The organism is Streptomyces sp. NPDC054872, assembly GCF_053610705.1.
The window spans coordinates 196629-215069 of the sequence record NZ_JBSGYY010000005.1 but is presented as its reverse complement, the minus strand read 5'-3'; the positions used below and the strand labels follow the sequence as shown (position 1 = coordinate 215069).

Genomic DNA, 18441 nt, shown 5'->3' with positions numbered 1-18441 from the left:
TCATTCCCCCAGGTCGAAAGTGCCGAGATTGAGCGTGAGCTTGGTGACGGCGAACGCCTCGGCGTAACGCGCGTGGCATTCGATGCCCCGGATCCGCGCGAGACCGAGGAAGGCCTCCCGGTCGTACCAGGGCCGGTGCCGCTGCGAGGGGTAGTGCTCCTGCAGCAGCCGCACCTTGTGTTCGGCGATCTCCGGCGACAGCGGCTGGTACGCCGTGGGGCGGCCGAGATCGCCGTCCCACTTGACGATCTCGTAGGCCAGCACGAGGTGGTCGCGGAACGCGGTGGTCATGAGCTTGGCCAGGCCGCGGTGGTCCTGATGCGCGTCATCGGTGCGCGGGGCGAGGACGAGGTCCGGCTCGGTCCGCTCACGCAGTTCCTCGACGGCCGCCTTGGCCTCGTCCCACTGGGCCGGCAGCCGGCCGTCCGCCAGCTTGAGCACGGTCAGGCGCAGATCGGCGCCGGGGCAGAAGGCGGCGAGCGCGGCCTGCTCCTCCTGCTCCCGCTCGCTGCCACCGCCGGTGAGCACCAGCGCGTCGACGCGGATGCCCGGTCGCGCCTGGCACAGCGTGAGCAGGGTGCCGCCCGCGCCGATGGCGATGTCGTCGCAGTGCGCGCCCACCGCGACGATCCGGTCCAGACGCCCGGACCCGAGCCGGATCATGCGCCCACCCCGGCGCTGTCCCGCTCCCACACGGCCCACGGGCGCTCGCCCCGGGCGTAGGACTCGTCGAGCGCGGCCCGCTCCTTCACGGTGTCGGTCGGCTTCCAGAAGCCGCGGTGCTGGTGCGCCACCAATCGTCCCTGCTTGGCGAGTTGGCCGCATCCGTCGGCGACCAGGTCGCCGTTCTCGGGTATGTGGTCGAAGACTTCCTGGCGCAGCACGAAGTAGCCGCCGTTCTCCCACATCGGCAGTTCGCTGACGGGGGTGATGCCCCCCACCAGGCCGTCCTCGCCCAGCTCCACGCAGTGGAACGAGGACTGCGGCGGCACCACCATCATCGACGCACCCGCGTCACGCGCGGCGAACCGGTCGATCATCTCCGGCAGGGGCGCGTCGGTGAGTACGTCCGCGTAGTTGGCGAGGAACATCTCGTCGCCGTCCAGGTGGTGCCGCACCCGGCGAAGGCGCTCCCCGATCGGTGACTCGATGCCGGTCTGCGCGAACGTGATCGTCCAGTCCGAGATGTCGGTGGAGAGCAGCTCGGTCTTTCCGCCCCGCAGCACGAAGTCGTTGGACGCCGTCTCCTCGTAGTTGAGGAAGAAGTTCTTGATGTGGTGGGCGCCGTATCCCAGGCACAGGATGAACTCCGTGTGCCCGAAGTGCGCGTAGTAGCGCATGACATGCCAGATCAGCGGGCGCGGGCCGACCATTGCCATCGGCTTGGGCACGTCGTCGCCGGCGCCGCTGCGCATGCGCATCCCATAGCCGCCGCAGAACAGTACGACCTTCATGACTTGGCCTCGACAATGCTCAGTTCCGGAATGGGAAAGACAAGGCGGCCGCCCCAGTCGTGCACGAAGGACAGCTGCTCGACCAGCTCGGCCCGCAGGTTCCACGGAAGAACGAGGACGTAGTCGGGCTGGTCGGCGGCGATCTGCTCCGGGGGGAGGATCGGGATACGCGTGCCCGGGGTGTACCTGCCGTGCTTGTACGGGTTGCGGTCGACCGTGTAGGCGAGCAGGTCGGGCCGGATGCCGCAGTGGTTGAGCAGGGTGTTGCCCTTGCCCGGGGCGCCGTAGCCGACGACCGTCTTGCCGTCCTCGGCCGCCGTGATGAGGAACTTCAGGAGATCCCGGCGCACCTTGGCCACCCGGGCGGAGAACTCGGTGTACCCGGACAGCTCCTGAAGACCGGCCGCCTTCTCCTTGTCCAGCACGTCGACCACCCGCTGGGACGGCTCGCCGGCCACCTCGGTGGGGCGGGCCCACAGCCGGATGGAACCGCCGTGCGTGGGCAGCAACTCGACGTCCACCAGGGCGAGTCCACCGCTGGCGAGCGCTCGGATCGCGGACGCGACCGTGTAGTACTGGAAGTGCTCGTGGTAGATCGTGTCGTACTGGTTCTCCTCGATCAGGGTCAGCAGGTGCTGCACCTCGATGGAGACCCAGCCGTCGTCGGCGACCAGGGCGCGCAGCCCCTCGGTGAACCCGACCACGTCGGGGATGTGCGCGTACACGTTGTTGGCCACGACCAGGTCCGCCGGACCGTGTTCGGCGCGGACCGCCGAGCCGGTGTCCGGGCTCAGGAATTCCGTGAGCGTGGGAACACCGGCGTCCCGTGCCGCGGCGCCGACGTTCACCGACGGCTCGATGCCCAGGCAGCGGATCCCCCGGTCCACCACGTGCTTCAGCAGGTACCCGTCGTTGCTCGCGACCTCGACCACGAACGCGTCGGGGCCGAGCCCCACCCGCGTCGCGGCGTCGGCGACGAACGTACGCGCGTGCTCCACCCAGGAGGTCGAGAAGGACGAGAAGTACGCGTACTCGCTGAACGTGTCCTCCGGCGTGATCAGCGGAGGAATCTGCGCCAGCCAGCAGTCGGTGCAGACCCGCAGGTGCAGCGGGTACGCGGGCTCCGCCTGGTCGAGTTGATCCGCCGCGAGAAAACTCTCGCACGGCGGAGTAGCCCCCAGATCGACGACGCTCCCCAGCGCCGCCGAGCCGCAGAGTCGGCATCGTGTCATCTATTTCCCCCCAGTTCTGCTCGCGCGGGTGCCCCACCGCGAGCCAGTGTTTCCATCCCCTGCGGGCGGCGGGTTCTCCCCGCCGCCGGACCGCCCCGCGATCGCGGCGCGGTACCCCTCCACCAGGCGTTCGAGACCGACGGCCGGGCTGAAGCCCTGCTCGTAACGGTGTCGGCCCGCCCGGCCCATCTCCTGGTTCCGCACCGGATCGGCCGTGATCCGGCGCAGACAGGACGCGAGTGAGGCGGGCTCGCCCGGGCGGTGCAGCAGCCCGGTCACCCCGTCCTCGACGAGTTCCACGAAGGCGCCATGGCCGGCGGCGACGGTCGGGACCCCCGCCGCCATCGCCTCCACGACCACCAGGCCGAAGGCCTCGAGCCACGTCGAGGGGGCCACCACGGCCACCGAGCGTGCGATGGCCTGCCGGCACTGGGCCGGGTCGTACAGGCCGACGTAGCGCACGTCGTCCCGGCCCGCCGCCCAGGTGGTCACCTCGTCCTGCAGCGGCCCCGTGCCGGCGATGACGAGCGGCACGCCCACACCGCCGGCCGCGGCGATCTCGTCCCAGGCGGCCATGAGCAGCCGCACACCCTTGGCTTCCGCGAGACGGCCCAGATAGAGCAGGTGCTCACCCGCGCCCGATCGGCGGGCCTCCGGGTCCGGCACGAAGTTGTGCTTCACCGCGAGGCGTTCGGCCGGCATGCCGGCCCGCACCAGGACGTCACGCTGCGCCGCGGAGATGCAGAAGAACCGGTCCACGCCGGACCACCAGCGCCGCCGGTTGACGACAAGGCTGACCGCGAGCGGCACCGTGGCGAGCCGGGAGTCGCGGTAGCAGCCGTGCCGGACGGCGGGCAGCGGCGTCGTCCCGACGCACTCGGTGCACGGTCGGCCGTCCCGCTGCAGCGTGCCGGGCGGGCAGACCTGGGTGTAGTTGTGCAGCGTGGCGACGACGGGCACGTCGGCGTCGGCGCAGGCGGCGATGACCGCGGGCGACAGGAGCGGGAAGACGTTGTGGACGTGCACCACGTCAGGGCGTGAGGCGCGCAACCGGGCGGCGAGCTCCGTGCGGACCCTAGGGTTCCACGGCACGATCAGCGGCACCGCGGCCTTGGCCGGGAGCGACATGGCGCCGATGTCGTCGCTGCGCCGCTCGAACGCCTCGACCCGGTGGCCCGCCGCCCGCAGCAGCTCCGCCTCCTGGTCGACGACGTTGTTCTCCCCGCTCGGCTGTGCCGAGGAATAGCGGTTGTGCACCACGAGGACATGCATGCTCACAGTCGCCTCCGATCCTGGGCCCAGCGCGGGATACGTCGTCGGGGGGCCGCGGGCCTAGCGACGGGTGCGGCCGCCGCAGGTGTCGCGAGGAGCGAGGCGGCCAGGGCCAGATGCAGCAGATACGGCGAGGCGTCGCCGAGACCGGCCTCGGTGTACGACGCGATCGAGCAGTAACTGATCAGGAAGATCGCACAGGCCCTCGCGAGCGACGGCGGCCGCAGCAGCGCGACGCCGCCGAGGATGACGAGGAGCGCCGACACGAGGGAGACACCGATCCAGCCCTGCTCGTGATAGACGGCCAGCCAGCTGTTGTCGATCGGCAGCCCGCCGAACGACTTGTCGCCCAGGCCCATCCCGAACATCTTCTCCGCCCCCGTGCGGGGCGCGGCAAGCAGGGCGTCCCAGACCTTGGCCCGGCCGGTCAGGCTGGTGAGGTACTCCTGACTCTGTCCGCGCAGGAACCACGCGCGTAGCAGGGGCGCGAACCCCACCGCGGCCACCGCGGTGATGACCACCGCCCACGTGAAGAACCGGCGGGCGGCGGCGCTGGTCAGGACGAGCGAACCGATCGCCAACACAAGGCCGATGAGCATGCCGAGCGTGGCCGTCCGGGTATGGGTCAACGCGAGCAGGACGAGCGAGGGCACGATGACGACCGCCGCGCTGACCCGGTCGGTCCGGCGCCCCAGGAGGAGCAGCACGGTGAGCCCGATGATCACTGCGGCGTACTGCCCGATCTGCGGCGGGGTGAGCGGCCACAGCGCTCCGACGAGCCGCCCGCCGTAGATGTCGGGCATGGCCGCGCCCGGTGAGATGACCGCGCCCGCGGCGACCGACCCGAGCACCGCGAAGTAGATGCGGATGTGGTGCCGGACGAACGTCTCGCTGCCGTCCCACCAGCGGCTGAGCAGCCACAGCGTGCCGATGAAGAGAGCGAAGCGGGTACAGCGGAACAGCGCGCCGAACCCGGACACCAGTTGCAGGCTGGAGATCACGCTCGGCACGAGGAGCAGGGTGAGCAACAGCAGGAAGGCGCTGGCGTGGACGCGTACCCGCACATTGAGCGCGAGCGCCAGCGTGAAGGCCGCGACCAGCGCGCCCATGGTGACCAGCTGGATGAGGGAGCGGGGCAGCGGGATGACGGTCTCCGCCCCGGCGGAGCCGAGCGTGTTGAGGATCAGCAGACCCCAGACCTTCCCGACGAGCTTCGGTGTGCCGGGGCGCGGTTCGGCGCCCGGCTGCGTGACCGCCGTGTCCGCCGCACCCGGCAGCCCGCCGCGCCGCAGGTCCTGACTCATATCAATCACCGTCCCGTTCACGGAAGGTGCTCTTCTCGTCCTGCTCGTACGGCGTGCCCTGCCACTGCCCGAAGTCGAGCACCCGGCTCGGGTCGTGGGCGACGAACTTCCAGGGCCCGATGTAGACGTTGTCGTGCCAGCGGTTGCCCTGCTTGTGGGTGATCGCGTCAGCCACCCGCTCGCCCTTGTACGGCGACCACTTCGGATAGGTGCCGTAGTTGGCGAGGACCGCCATGCGGTCGCACATCGCCGTGCACTTGACGACGGACTTGCGCAGCACGAACCGGTTGGTGTGGATGTCCACCCGCTGGGTCTTCCACCGGCAGTCGGCGTAGAGCGGTTTGGTGGCGATCTTCGGCTGCGCGCAGCGGTCGGTGTTCTTCTCCAGCAACGTGCAGTCACCGGACGAGGTGTTGGCGGGGCTGTTGCAGAACCGGTCGGCGTTCTCCCACAGGGTGATGCCGGACCAGTTGTCCTCCATCAGGTTCCGGTAGACCTCGATCTTGTCCGTGCGGGCCCGGACCCGTGGTTCGCCGCCGGACTCGGACAGGTAGAGGGTCGCGAACGGGAACTTGTCGCCCCCGGCGGCTCCCTTGCGGCCCTCGACCCAGTTGTTCCGCCGGATGGTGTTCTTCCGGATGACCGCGTTGTAGCTGGTCTCGTAGATCAGTGCGGCACCGTCGTTGGCCTCGAGTACGTTGTTCTCGATCCGGAAGTCGTTGTTGTTGGTGTCCGCCCACAGACCGGTCCCGCGGTTGTCGTGCACCCAGTTGCCGCGAATGTCCGCGCCGTCGACGGCCCAGAACTTGACGCCCCCGGTGCAGCCGCAGCCATCCCGCCGCCGCTCCCAGTCACCGGTGTTGTTGCCCACGATCTCGTTGCCCTCCATCACGAGGTCGCGAAGGGGGCCGGTGCCCTTGTAGGCGTTCATTCCGTACTGCCCGTTCTTGCGCAGACAGTTGGCGCGGACCTGCTGACGGGCGCCCGCCATCAGCCCGGCACCGGAGTTGTACTGGATCTTCGAGTGCTCGATCACCCATCCATCGGCCGAGTCATGGTTGACCACGCCCTGGTCATGCGGCGCGACGAATCCCTGCACGGTCAGGTGGCGGATGGTGACGGCAGGGGCGCTGCCGCCGAACGCGTACTGATTCTTCTTCCGGCCGTCGAACACCGCGCCCGGCGCACCGAGGTAGCGGTTCCCCTTCTTGGGGATGATCTGTGCGTGGCGGTCCGGTTCGAGTGTGTGCTTGCCCGTGCGAAGCCAGAACGTGGTGCCCGCGGGGCTGCTCTTGGTCTTCGCGGCCAGGTCGTTGCGCACCTTGGGGTCGACCGTCACCGCGCCCGCCGGTGCCTTCGTCGGCCCGGCCGCGGGCTTGGCGCACACGCGGGCCACGGCTGCTCGGGCCCCGGACTTGGACGGCGCGGAGGTCGGCTCCGCCCGCTCGCTCGGCGAGCTGTCACAGCCGGTCGCCACCAGCACGGCCAGCGCCGCCACCGGTAAGGCCCAGTTCCGCCACGTCATCCCCACAGCCCCCTAGCCCCGGAACCTGAGCACGGTCGTGAACCCCTGTGCCCCGTCGGCGAAGCCGGTGCCGATCAGTGTCGTGGCCGGTTCCTTGCGCCCGAAACCGGCGGAGTACCAGCCAAGGGGCGGGTCGCTCTCGCCGTGATGCGCGCGCCACGACAGTTGCTCGGGGAGGTCGAGCACCGCGAAGCGGTCCTCGCCCTCCCGCGTCCAGGTCAGTACCGCCCAGTTCCCCACCAGGTCCGCTGCGATCGCCGGACCGAGGTGGAACGCCAGCCGTACGGCGGCCCGGCGCGGGCCGTGCACTTCGTCGACCACCCGCAGCTCCTGCTCGGCGGCGGTCAGCTCCACCCGGCGGCGATGTGTCACGCGCCCGTATCCGTCGTGCTCGGCACTCCAGCGGCTCACACCCTCCTCGGGGGTGTCCGTGAGGTCCGCGGCCAGGACGCGGGTGCGGGCGTGCCGCGTCCACAGGAACGGGCCGCCGGAGACGGACTGGTCACGGCCATCCACCTGCAGGGTGTTGTGGCCGAGGGTCGAGCGGAAGTACTGCCGCCACTCGGGCTGCCCGTGGTAGCAGAACGTCCCCGGGTCGGCGAGCACGTCGACCCCGTCGTGCCTGACCTCCACGGACAGCGCGTCCGCGTGGGCGTGCGCGGCGATCGACAGGAAACCGTGCGGGCCGCCGTCGCAGCGGCACCAGATCTTCTCCGGACCACGCAGGATGGTCATGCCCGCGTCGGCGAAATGGCCGGGCCGGCGCGCGGGGCGGGACACGGCCGGCGAGCTTCCCTCCTTCGCGTACGGGCGGATCAGCGCGGCAAGCAGCGGGGTGCGCACATCGCTGCCGCTCAGCGCGGGCCACCAGGGAAGCCGTCCGAACACGGCGTTCCCGGTGGCAAGCAGCGAGGTCCAGCGGTCTGTGCCCGCGCCGTCCACGACCAGGCCGTGCCCGTCGTCCGCGTCACCCTGGCGCGGTGGCCGCAGGCGGTTGTCCACGATCGCCGCGAGCGCGTCGGTCATCCGCAGCAGCACGAGGCGGACGGTCGCGGGGACCGGCACGCAGGCGGCATCCGCCTCGGCCACAGCGGCCAGGCCGAGTTCGAGGACAAGACCGTGATACTCGGTGGCCAGCTCGCGGTTGAGACCGGAGTGGTAGGTGTTGCCGCGCAGATGGCGCTCCAGCGACCGCAGCGCCTCGGCTCGCCACCGCGCCGAGGAGGGGAACCAGGCGAACGCACAGGCCGCGGCGAACTGCCCGGCGGCCTCGGCGATGATGTGGTTGTTCGCCGAAGACCCCCGGCTGGGGAACGCGGCCAGCCAGCGCTGATGGTGCCAGATCTGGTTCAGCGCCACCGGGTTGCCCTCGAAGAGACCGGCCGCCCCCGGCCACCCGTCGAGCAGCCTGCGGATCCACACCCAGGAGAGCAGCCGGATGCCCAGCTCGATGCCGCTGATCCAGTGCACGCCGCGCAGCGGCGGGTTGGCCGCCCACCACGACCGCAGGTGCTCGGCCACGCGCTCGGCGTACCGCTCGTCCCCGGTGACCGCGTAGGCGGCGGCCAGCACGGTGAGGTACTGATGCCGCGACAGCTCCCAGATCTGCTTGATGTCGCCGACCGCGTCTTCGTTGCGGTACGGCACGTCGAAGGCATAGCCCCACGGAGCCCGACGGCCCGTCTTCGGGTCGTACCACCAGTCCGGGTCGGCCAGGTCGTCGCGGTCCACGCCGAAGTACTCGACGTGCCCGGCCATCAGCCGGTCCGCCTCGGCGACGAGACGTTTCGCGGCGTCCGGCGGCACGGCGGCCATGGTCCCCGCGGGCAGTACCGCGGTGAACCGGGCGCCGGTCACGCTCGGGCAGGTGGGCCGCGCCGAACGCCACCGTCGCCTGCGCACCGTGTCGCCCACCCGGCCGCCGACCTCCCGCGGCCCCATCCGGGAAAGCCGCCGCAGGTACCAGCCCGCGCTCGTGGTCATCACGCCCTCGCCAACATCACCGGCGCGCCGCCGGCCAGGCCGGCCGGCACGGCCAGGGTGGCGGCCGTGGTGGCGACGAGGGACTCCAGCGGCACCGGCATCGGCCCGCCCGACCGCACGGCCTTGACGAACGAGGCCAGCTGGGCTTCCTGACCCTTGTCCCGGGCCTTGGGCAGCCGCGAACTGACCCACCGCTTACGGCCGTAGACCGAGGCACGGACGAAGTCGTCGAGCCGCAGCGCTCGCCCGTCGGCGACCAGGTCCAGCGTCTCCTTGGGGAAGCCGGCAGGGCCGGTGGTCACGTAGCTGATGGTGGCGGTGGACCCGTCCGGGTAGCGCAGCACGACCTGCAGGTCCTCGGTGCCGGACGAGGCGACCGTGTACACCGACACGGGGTCGGCCCCGAGCAGCCAGCTGGTCGTGTCGATGAAGTGTCCGCCCTCGCCGATGAACCGCGAGCCCTCGGTGCCCTGTTGGAGGTACCAGCTGCCGTGTCCGAGGCGGCCGGCGTTCACCAGGTAGCGGACGTTCGCCGGACCGGTCCGGGTGCCGAACCGTTTCCTGGCCTCCTGCAGCAGCGGCGCGAAGCGCCGGTTGAAGCCCACCTGCAGCCGGTCGTTGCCGGACTCCTCGACCGCGGCCAGTACGCCGGCCAGCTCGTCCTCGGTGAGTGCCAGCGGCTTCTCCACGAACACGGCCTTGCCGGCCAGCAGCGCCTTGCGGGTCAGTTCGGCGTGCGAGCTGTGCCGGGTGACCACGAACACCGCGTCGATGGACTTGTCGCCGAGCACCGCGTCGAGATCGGTGGTCGCCTCGGCGAAGCCGAACTTCCGTTGCGCGTTGGCCCCGGACAGCGCGGTCGTGGTGACGACGGTCGACAGCCGTACGCCGTCACGCTGGGCCAGGTGCGGCAGCAGCATCGACGTCGCGTAGTTTCCCGCGCCGACGAACGCGAGGCGCACCGGCGTCGTGGCCGTGCGGCCCGGGGTGGACACGCGGCCGCCGGGCCGCTTCACCGCGGGCACGGCCACTGACGGGGCCACCGCTTCCGCCGGGGGTTCGGTGTCGCCGGGGTAGCGGAACAGCACCGCCACGGCCTTCAGGTCGCCGTCCTTCAGGCTCTGGTACGTCTCGACGGCGTCGTCGAAGTCGGCTATGTGGGAGATCAGGGGCTCCACGTCGACGCTGCCACGGGCGACGAGGTCCAGGAAGCACGCCAGGTTGCGGCGCTCGGTCCAGCGCACGTAGCCGATCGGGTAGTCGCGCCCCTCCAGCTCGTACTCCGGGTCGTAGCGCCCGGGGCCGTAGGAGCGGGAGAACCGGACGTCGAGTTCCTTCTCGTAGTAGGCGTTCCACGGCAGATCGAGGCGGCACTTGCCGATGTCGACGACCCGGCCACGGTCCCGGCAGAGCCGGGCGGCCAGCTCGACGGGCTGGTTGCTGGCGCCGCCGGCGGCCAGGTACACCTGGTCCACGCCGTGCCCGCCGGTCAGTTCGGCGACGGCGGTCTCCACGGCCGGGGAGGAGGGATCGCCGCAGGCCGCGGCCCCCACACGCTCGGCGAGCTCGCAGCGCACCGGGTCGGGGTCGACGCCGACGACGCGGACTCCGGCCGCGGCAAGAAGCTGCACCACCAGCTGGCCGATGAGACCGAGGCCGATGACCAGTGCCACCTCGCCGAGTTGCGGCTCGCCCTGGCGGACGCCCTGCAGGGCGATGGACCCGACGGTGCCGAAGGCCGCGTGCCGGGGCGCGAGACCGTCGGGCACCGGGGCGTAGAGGTTCTTCGGCACCCAGTTCAGCTCGGCGTGCAGCGCGTGCTCGTTGCCGGCGCAGGCGACGAGATCACCGACCTTCACGTCGTCGATCCCGGCGCCGACCTGCTCGACCACCCCGCACAGCGAGTAGCCGAGAGGCGTATAGGAGTCCAGCTTGCCCATCACCTTGCGATAGGTGGCGGGCACCCCGTTGGTGGCCACGCTCTGCATGACCTTGGCCACCTGGTCCGGCCGGGAGCGGGCCTTGCCCACCATCGACATGCCGGCCTCGGACACCTTCATGAGCTCGGTCCCGGTGGAGATCAGCGAGTAGGCGCTCCGCACCAGCACGCCGCCCGGCTTGCACCCCGGCACCGGCACGTCGAGCAGCGCCAATTCGCCACTCTTGTAGTTCTGAACGACCTGTTTCACCCGAGCTCCTCTAATTTCTGCGTTCAACGCCGTCAGGCCGCTTGGCTCTGGCCGGAGCCAGAGGTCGCGTCGCGATACCAGTACTCGAGGGTCAGCACATGCCACAGATGCTTGGAGAAGTCCCGCTGCCCCGCGGCGTCCTCGGCGACCATCCGCGCCAGCGCGTCGCGGCGCAGGATCCCGGAGCTGACGAGCACGCCGTCGTTGACCACCTCGCGCACCAGCGGTGCCAGATCCCGGCTCATCCAGGCGCGCAGCGGCGCGCTGAACAGCCCCTTGGGCCGGTACACGATCTCCCGGGGCAGGACGGACGTGGCCGCCTCCTTCAGGACGGCCTTGCCCTGCCTGCCGACGATCTTGCGATCACCGGGCACGGCGAACGCCGCCCTGACCACCTCCACGTCCACGTACGGCACCCGTACCTCGGTCGAGGCGGCCATGCTGGAGCGGTCGGTGTAGGCGAGGTTCAGGCCCGGCAGGAACATCCGGGCGTCGCCCAGACACATGCGGTTGACGAAGTCGTCCAGTTCGTTGTCCTGGTAGATGTCCGCATGCTCGGTCAGCACGTCGTCGACCGTCCCGGCCAGATCCGGATTGACCAGGGCGAGCAATTCATCCTGGTCGTACATGGTGTAACTGCGCCGGAAGGCGGTCTCCTCCGGCAGATCGGCGAAGGACAGGAACCGCTTCGCGAAGCGCACCGAGCGATAGCCCCGGCGGGCCGTGGCCACCGGCATCCGGTCCACGGCCGCGGACAGTCCGCGCCGCAGGGGCCGCGGAACGCGCTGATAGCGCAGCGCGAGCAGGTTGGCCAGGTGCTTGCGGTAACCGGCGAACAGCTCGTCGGCGCCCATCCCCGAGAGCATCACCTTGACCCCGGCCTCCCGGGCGGCCGAGCAGATCAGGAAGGTGTTGATCGCGGCGGGGTCGCCGATGGGCTCGTCCAGGTGGTAGGTCATCTGCGGCAGCAGGTCGAGCACATTCGGGGCGATCTCGATCTCGTGCAGGTCCACGCCGAACTGCTCGGCCACCTGCCGGGCATAGCGCAGGTCGTCGGGCATCGCCTCGAACTTGGCGTCCTCGGCGCGGAACCCGATCGTGTACGCGGAGATCCCGGGGCGGTCGCGGGCGGCGAGCGCGGTCAGGTAGCTGGAGTCGAGGCCCCCGGAGAGGAAGGTCGCCACGGGGACGTCGGAGAGCAGGTGGCGCCGCGTCGACTCCTCGACGATGGCGGCCAGATCGGGCAGCTCGCCGCTGCGGGCGCGCTCCCGACCCTCGGCGGCGACGTCCTTCAGGTGCCAGTACGTGCCGCGCTCCACCCGGCCGTCGGGCCGGCACCGCAGCCAGCTCCCCGGCGGCAACTTCTCCGCCTCGCGGAACGCGCAGCGCGAGTCCGGCACCCAGTAGTACAGCAGGGATGCCACAAGCGCCGCATGGTCCACCTCGAGCGATCCGCCGGTCGCGGCGGCCAGCGCCTTGAGCTCGGAGGCGAACACCAGACCCGCGCCGCGCCGGAGCAGGAACAGCGGCTTGATGCCGAGCTGGTCGCGGGCGAGCACCAGTTCACCGGTGCGCTCGTCGAAGATCCCGAACGCGAACATGCCGCGCAACCGGGGCAGGCAGTCGGTGCCCCAGCGCCGCCAGGCCTCGAGGAGCACCTCGGTGTCGGAGGTGCCGCGAAAACGCACTCCGGCGGCCGTCAACTCGGCCCGCAGCTCCGGCGCGTTGTAGAGCTCGCCGTTGTACGTGAGGGAGAGGCCGTCCGAGACCATCGGCTGGGCGCCGGTCTCGGACAGGTCGATGATGGCCAACCGGCGGTGCCCGAGGTGCACTTCGCCGTCACCGACGGAGTGGCTGTACCTGCCGGCCCCGTCCGGGCCGCGGTGGGCGAGGGTGTCGGTGAGCCGGTCGGCGACGACCTTCCCGTCCGGCCACCGGTATGTGCCTGCGATGCCACACATGTATTACCGCGCTTCCTGGTCGCTGTCCGGCACTCGTACGGCCCATGACGGCCGCTCCGTGAGCTGCCGGTCTGCCGCGTTCTGCCGGGCAAGACGTTCGTTGTGGCCGCGCAGCGCGGTGTGTTGGCCGTCCCACAGGGTGCCGTCGGTCCGGTCCCGCGGATCTGGGTCGATCAGCACCACGCCGATCACCGGAATGAGCAGGTCCGCGAGCTGTCGCGCCACGGTGTGCAGCCATGCGGTGCTGCCGTGTCCGGCCCGCACGACGAGCACGGTCTGGGAACCGAGGTCCTGCAGACCGGTCCACGCCGTGCCGGGCGCGACCGAGCCGACACCGAGCCGTCGCATCTGGTGCGGCACGTCCGCGGCACGATCGGCGCTGACCACCGCCGGGCCCCCCGGCTCCTGACCGCGGGCGGCGCGCTGCAGGGCCGGCAGACCATCGACGATCACCACAGGCCCGTCCGCCGCCAGCGCCCCTGCGAGATCCAGGGCGATCGCGCTCGTGCTGTGCGCACAGCCCAGCTCGAGGAGCGACACCGATTCCCCGGAGTCACGCACGGTGCGGGCCAGGGTCGATATGAGCCGTTCGCGTGCCGCGCGGGTCCGTCGGAGCTGCCACAGCTTGACCGGACGGCGGTGCACGCGGCGCAGCTCCGCGATGACCGAGGCCCCCAGGTTCGCTGCGATCTCCCGGCGCAGTACGGGACGGTCCGCCACCACGGAACCGATCGCGGCCACCGCCAGCCCGAGGACGAGCCCGAGGACGAGCCCGATGCCGGCGTTGGTGACAGCGGCCAGGGGCACGGAGTGCCGCACCGCGCGCGGGTCGTCCACGATCTGCGTGCCGGCGACGATCCGGGGGGTGCCCACGCGCGCATCCTCGGCGCGCTGATCGAAATCGGCGATGCGGGAGGTGAGTTCGGCCCGGCGTGCGAAGAGCGACTCCATGCTCGCCGACGACTCCGGGTCGGTCTCGGTCTCCTGTGTCCTGCCGCCGATCGACTTGTTGACCTGGGCAAGTTCCTTGCGCATCCGGTCGCGTTGGTCGCGCAGGGCCTCGGCCTCGGCCTTCGCGGATTCCTGCATCCGCCGCACATGATCTGCGATGAACGCGTCCGCCAACGCCTTTGCCCGGGCCACCGCTTCCGCGTCGCTGTCAGCGGTCACGTCGATCTGCAACAGGTTGTTGGTCACGCCGGTTCCCCGGTAGTCCTGCAAGAAGTCTTCGGGCTTCACCGAGGACTTGAGGGACTTCAGGGCCTTGTCGGCGATCCGCGTGGTCTGCAGCACCTCGACGTCGGTGCGGATCAGCGTCCCGGTGTCGTTCGGCTGATCGTCCTGATGCGCGACGAGCACCTTGGCCATGGCGGCCGGCGGCGGCGGTCGCAGGACGGCCACCGCCGCGCCGACCAGCAGCCCGATCAGCGCCAGGGTGCACCAGAGGCGACGGCGCCTGCGCACCGACACCACCAGCGCCTGCAGGTTCAGCAGCGGAGCGGCTGTCGACGACTCCGAGGTCGTGTTGGTCGTCACGCCGAACCTCCCGTCGCCTGGCCGCGAGCCGCGAGGGCCGGGGCGGCATTCTCCGGAGGGTGTCCGACAGGCCGCGTGGGACGGGCCCGGACCGTGCCGGCGACGACGATGCCGACGATCTCGTGCCTGCCGTCCGCGCACGCCTCGGCGATGCCGGCGAGTTCCCCCGCGGTCCAACTGCCCGCACTGAGGACGACCAGAGCGCCGGACTCGGTGTCGCGGTCCGGCACCATCGGCCGGGACGCCGAGACGTCCACCATCCGCAGCTGCGGATCGCCCTTGGCCTCGGCGACGAGCTGTCCGGCGGCCAGGCGACCGATCTCGTCGCCGTCCGGGACGACCAGCAGCAGCCGTCGCGAACCGGGCACGTGAATCCGGATACGAGCGCACACCCGCCGGTAGCGGAGCTGTCTGCCGGCCTCGTCACCCGACGCCACCGGGGCCGGTATGTCCCACCGGGTGTCGACGCCGAGGAAATGGCGGATCCAGGACCGCGGGCCACGGCCTCGCGGCCGGTGCACGGACCCTCCATCGGGTACGTCGACGGTGCCGATCAGTGTCGAGCCCAGTGCCGCGGCGATCTCCGCTTCGGTACGCAGCCGCCGATTGGACCGTGCCGCGGTGAGGTGGGCGATGACCGCGATCAGAAGGAACAGCAGTGCCCCGCCGACGATGAGCTGCGTCCTCGTCGGCGGTGCCTCGCCGGTCGGCAGGGCCGCGGGACCCATGACGACCAGGCCGGCCTTGCCGCTCGCGGGATCTGCCTCCTCCAGCTTCTGCATGGCCTCCTCCAGCGAGGTGCGCAGCTTCTCGAGCGAGGTGCGGGCCTGCACGCTCTCCACGGTCTGCCCCGGATCGGCAGCCTTGGCCAGTTCGGTGATGCGGCGGTTGGTCTCCGCGACCTTCTTCCGCAGCGCCTCGGGTCCCGTGGCCCTCGCGGGGTCGGTGCTGCCGCCTGCCACGCGCGTGGCGAAGGTGACGTATTCCTTGGCGACCTGGTCGGCCAGCTGTTGTGCGTGCTGCGGCGTGTCGGCCGTACCCGAGATCTTGACGATGTTCCCGTCGGCGGCCTTGGCGCTCACCTCGTCGATGAGGTCGCTTCCGTCGCCGCCCGTCCAGTCGAGCGTGCCGGCCACCCGGTCGACCACCGACGAACTGGTCGCGACGTTCACCTGGGTCAGCAGCTCGCGTTCTTCCCACGCCCCCGGCAGCAGTACCGACGCCGACGCCGTGTAACGCGGCGGGAACAGCACCACCGAGGCGCCGTAGCCCACGAGCGCGCCCAGCAGGGTGACGACGGCGAGCAGTCGCCAACGCCCACGGAAGATCCGCCCGACGGTGACCAGGCGTATCGTGTCATCGCTCAACGTCGCCGCCTCCTCCCCATCCGGGTCGAGGCGCCACCGACACGGGTGCGGTCGGGGCAGGCGGCGGCGTAGGCGGCGAGCAACGATCTCTGGGAGTTCTGCCAGGAAAGCTCTCCACCGACCCGCTCCTGGCCGATCTTGCCCATCCGGGCCCGCTTCTCCGGGTCGTCGAGCAACAGCGCGATGTGCTCGGCGAATTGGGCCTCGTCGTTGGCGGGCGCGTAGACGGCGGCGTCGCCGGCGGAGACGCGCGCCTCCTTGAGGTCGAAGGAGACGATCGGCCGGCCCATCGCCATGTACTCCATGACCTTGTTCATGGTCGACACGTCGTTGAGCGGATTGCGCGGGTCGGGGGAGAGGCACACGTCCGCGGTGGACAGATAGCGCACCAGCTCGGCGTCCGGGATGCGCCCGGTGAACTGCACCTGCTCGGAGAGCCCGAGCCGCCGGGACAGCTCCACCATCGCGTCGAAGGCGTCGCCGGAGCCGACGAACACCGCATGCCAGTCGGTGCGGCCGAGGTTGTCGCGCAGCTTCGCCAAGGACCGCAAGGCGTAGTCGACGCCGTCCTGCGGGCCCATGACACCCAGGTAGCACAGCAGATGCTGCTTTCCGCGCTTCAACTCCGGTTCGGGCGGCACCGGTTGGAACCGTTCGATCACGGGCGCGCTGCGCACCACGAAGACATCCGCGGGCCGTTGGCCGCCGCGGCGCACCGCGACGTCCCGGTAGCTCTCGTTCGTGGCGAGCACGACGTCCGCGGCCCGGTAGGTCATCCGTTCCAGCGCGCACACGGCGCGGTAGAGCAGGTCCTCGCCGCGGTCGAACCGGGAGAGATACAGCTCGGGCACCAGGTCGTGCTGGTCGAAGACGAACCGCGCGCCGCGCCGCTTCATCCACAGGGCGGGCAGGAACAGCAGGTCGGGCGGGTTGCAGGCGTGCACCACGTCGACCGGGCCCACCTTCCGAGCCAGGCGGACCGTATGCCACAGCGCCGAGCCGTACTCCCGCAGGTAGCCCGCGGGACCTCCGGTGGCCGCGCGCAACGGATAGCGGTGGATCCGCACCCCGTCGATCTCCGCCTCCGGCTCGGTGTCCCGCTTCTCCCCCCGCGGACAGATGACGTGCACCTTCCAGCCCGCGTCGCGCAGTGTCGTGCACTCCTGCCACACCCGCCGGTCGAACGGCACCGACAGGTTCTCCACCAGGATCAGCGCACGCCGGTCTGTCCCGCCGCCGCCGGTTGTGTCACCAAACGATGTGTTACCAAGCAAGGCCTATGTACCCCGGTTCTGTCCGGCGCGCGTCGGCGTCGGGAAGGCGGATGAGGTCGACGATCACCGGTCCGTCGCCATGGGGCAGCGCCGAGAGAACGTCCGGGTCCCTGGTTCCGACCAGGCACACTTCCGCGTGTTCGAGCACCTCGTCGACGGAGTCCGCCATCAGCTGCGCGAGGTGCGGCAGCCGGGTCTCGATGTACTCGCGGTTGGCGCCCATCAGCCGGGAGAGGCTCACGTTGGCGTCGTAGATCCGCAAGGAGTAACCCTTGCCGTGGAGTCTCTCCGCCAGCTCGACGAGCGGGCTCTCGCGGAGGTCGTCGGTGCCCGGCTTGAAGGAGAGCCCGAACAGGCCCACCTGGCGCTTGCCGGTGCGCTCGACCAGGTCCACCGCGCGCTGCAGGTGGTCGGAGTTGGAGGGCAGCACGTGGGAGAGGATCGGCACCGAGACGTCGGCCCGCTGTGCCGCGTGCACCAGGCTGCGCAGGTCCTTGGGCAGGCAGGAGCCGCCGAAGGCGAAACCGGGCCGCAGATAGGCCGGGCTGATGTTCAGCTTCCGGTCGGCCAGGAACACGTCCATCACCTGGTGCGAGTCCACCCCGAGCGCGTGGCACACCGCTCCGAGCTCGTTCGCGAAGCCGATCTTGAGGCCGTGGAACGCGTTGTCCGCGTACTTGATGGCCTCGGCCGTCGGGATCGGCACCCGGAACACCTCGCCGGGCAAGCCGTCGTACAGCGCCGCCACCACGTCGCCGCTGGCCGGATCGAGCTCACCGATGACGGTCTTGGGCGGGTCGAAGAAGTCCCGCACGCTCGTGCCCTCACGCAGGAACTCCGGGTTGACCGCGACCCCGACGTCCACTCCGGCCGTGCCGCCGACGTACTTCTCCAGGATCGGCACCAGCAGATCCAGGCAGGTGCCCGGGAGCATGGTGCTGCGGAACACGATGGTGTGCCGCCCGCCCCGCTCGGCCAGGGCTGCGCCGATCTGCTCGGTGACCCGCTCCAAGTACGTGGTGCACAGGCTGCCGTTGGGCTCCGACGGCGTACCCACGCAGACCAGCGACACATCGCTGCCCATGATCGCCTCGCGGACGTCACCGGTGGCGCGCAGCGTTCCGGTCCGCACGGCCTCGGCGACGAGTTCGCCGATCCGCTCCTCGACCACCGGAGCCTTGCCGTCGTTGACCAGGTCGACCTTCACCTGGTTGACGTCCACCCCGATGACCTCGTGACCCATGCCTGCCAGGCACGCGGCCGACACGCAGCCCACATATCCGAGTCCTAAGACGCTGACTCTCATATCCCGTTCCTCCCCCCGGGCAAGACCTCGCGGCCTGC

The 18441-nt window shown here is 70.7% G+C and carries 13 protein-coding genes; all 13 read right to left on the bottom strand.

The features are described 5' to 3' along the window. Genes ACWGIH_RS08430 through ACWGIH_RS08370 form a run of 13 tightly spaced genes read right to left on the bottom strand, consistent with a single transcriptional unit; the run spans nucleotide 1 to nucleotide 18403 of the window. Entirely contained in the window at nucleotides 1-663 is a 663-nt protein-coding gene (locus ACWGIH_RS08430; RefSeq protein ID WP_453444791.1) for a PIG-L deacetylase family protein, read from the bottom strand. Beyond that, complete coding sequence (locus ACWGIH_RS08425; RefSeq protein WP_453444790.1) at nucleotides 660-1454, bottom strand: glucose-1-phosphate cytidylyltransferase; 795 nt, start codon at nucleotides 1452-1454, stop codon at nucleotides 660-662. The genes ACWGIH_RS08430 and ACWGIH_RS08425 overlap by 4 nt, the downstream gene beginning before the upstream one ends. Further along, nucleotides 1451-2686, bottom strand: coding sequence for a class I SAM-dependent methyltransferase (locus ACWGIH_RS08420; RefSeq protein WP_453444788.1), 1236 nt, complete (start codon nucleotides 2684-2686; stop codon nucleotides 1451-1453). Before ACWGIH_RS08420 ends, ACWGIH_RS08425 begins: the two co-directional genes overlap by 4 nt. Beyond that, nucleotides 2687-3958, bottom strand: a complete 1272-nt coding sequence (locus ACWGIH_RS08415) for a glycosyltransferase family 4 protein (RefSeq protein ID WP_453444989.1) — start codon at nucleotides 3956-3958, stop codon at nucleotides 2687-2689. It abuts the gene before it with no gap. A gap of 2 nt (nucleotides 3959-3960) precedes the next feature. Continuing rightward, nucleotides 3961-5262: an O-antigen ligase domain-containing protein gene (locus tag ACWGIH_RS08410; protein ID WP_453444787.1), complete on the bottom strand. Its 1302-nt coding sequence runs from the start codon at nucleotides 5260-5262 to the stop codon at nucleotides 3961-3963. A gap of 1 nt (nucleotide 5263) precedes the next feature. Then, the gene (locus ACWGIH_RS08405; RefSeq protein WP_453444785.1) at nucleotides 5264-6787 is read right to left on the bottom strand and encodes a right-handed parallel beta-helix repeat-containing protein; all 1524 of its coding nucleotides are present in this window, start codon (nucleotides 6785-6787) and stop codon (nucleotides 5264-5266) included. Nucleotides 6788-6799: 12 nt separating this feature from the next. Beyond that, on the bottom strand, nucleotides 6800-8770 hold the full coding sequence (locus ACWGIH_RS08400; RefSeq protein WP_453444987.1) for an alginate lyase family protein: 1971 nt from the start codon (nucleotides 8768-8770) through the stop codon (nucleotides 6800-6802). After that, nucleotides 8770-10959, bottom strand: coding sequence for a bi-domain-containing oxidoreductase (locus ACWGIH_RS08395; RefSeq protein ID WP_453444783.1), 2190 nt, complete (start codon nucleotides 10957-10959; stop codon nucleotides 8770-8772). Before ACWGIH_RS08395 ends, ACWGIH_RS08400 begins: the two co-directional genes overlap by 1 nt. A 32-nt stretch (nucleotides 10960-10991) precedes the next feature. Beyond that, on the bottom strand, nucleotides 10992-12920 hold the full coding sequence (gene asnB, locus ACWGIH_RS08390) for an asparagine synthase (glutamine-hydrolyzing) (RefSeq protein WP_453444782.1): 1929 nt from the start codon (nucleotides 12918-12920) through the stop codon (nucleotides 10992-10994). 3 nt (nucleotides 12921-12923) lie between these two features. Beyond that, nucleotides 12924-14456 (bottom strand): Wzz/FepE/Etk N-terminal domain-containing protein, encoded by a 1533-nt coding sequence (locus ACWGIH_RS08385; RefSeq protein WP_453444781.1) that lies wholly within the window; start codon nucleotides 14454-14456, stop codon nucleotides 12924-12926. Next, nucleotides 14453-15823, bottom strand: a complete 1371-nt coding sequence (locus ACWGIH_RS08380; RefSeq protein WP_453444779.1) for a polysaccharide biosynthesis protein — start codon at nucleotides 15821-15823, stop codon at nucleotides 14453-14455. Before ACWGIH_RS08380 ends, ACWGIH_RS08385 begins: the two co-directional genes overlap by 4 nt. After that, nucleotides 15820-17097: a glycosyltransferase family 4 protein gene (locus tag ACWGIH_RS08375; protein WP_453444778.1), complete on the bottom strand. Its 1278-nt coding sequence runs from the start codon at nucleotides 17095-17097 to the stop codon at nucleotides 15820-15822. The genes ACWGIH_RS08380 and ACWGIH_RS08375 overlap by 4 nt, the downstream gene beginning before the upstream one ends. Next, nucleotides 17087-18403: a nucleotide sugar dehydrogenase gene (locus ACWGIH_RS08370; protein ID WP_453444777.1), complete on the bottom strand. Its 1317-nt coding sequence runs from the start codon at nucleotides 18401-18403 to the stop codon at nucleotides 17087-17089. Before ACWGIH_RS08370 ends, ACWGIH_RS08375 begins: the two co-directional genes overlap by 11 nt. Nucleotides 18404-18441 lie beyond the last annotated feature (38 nt).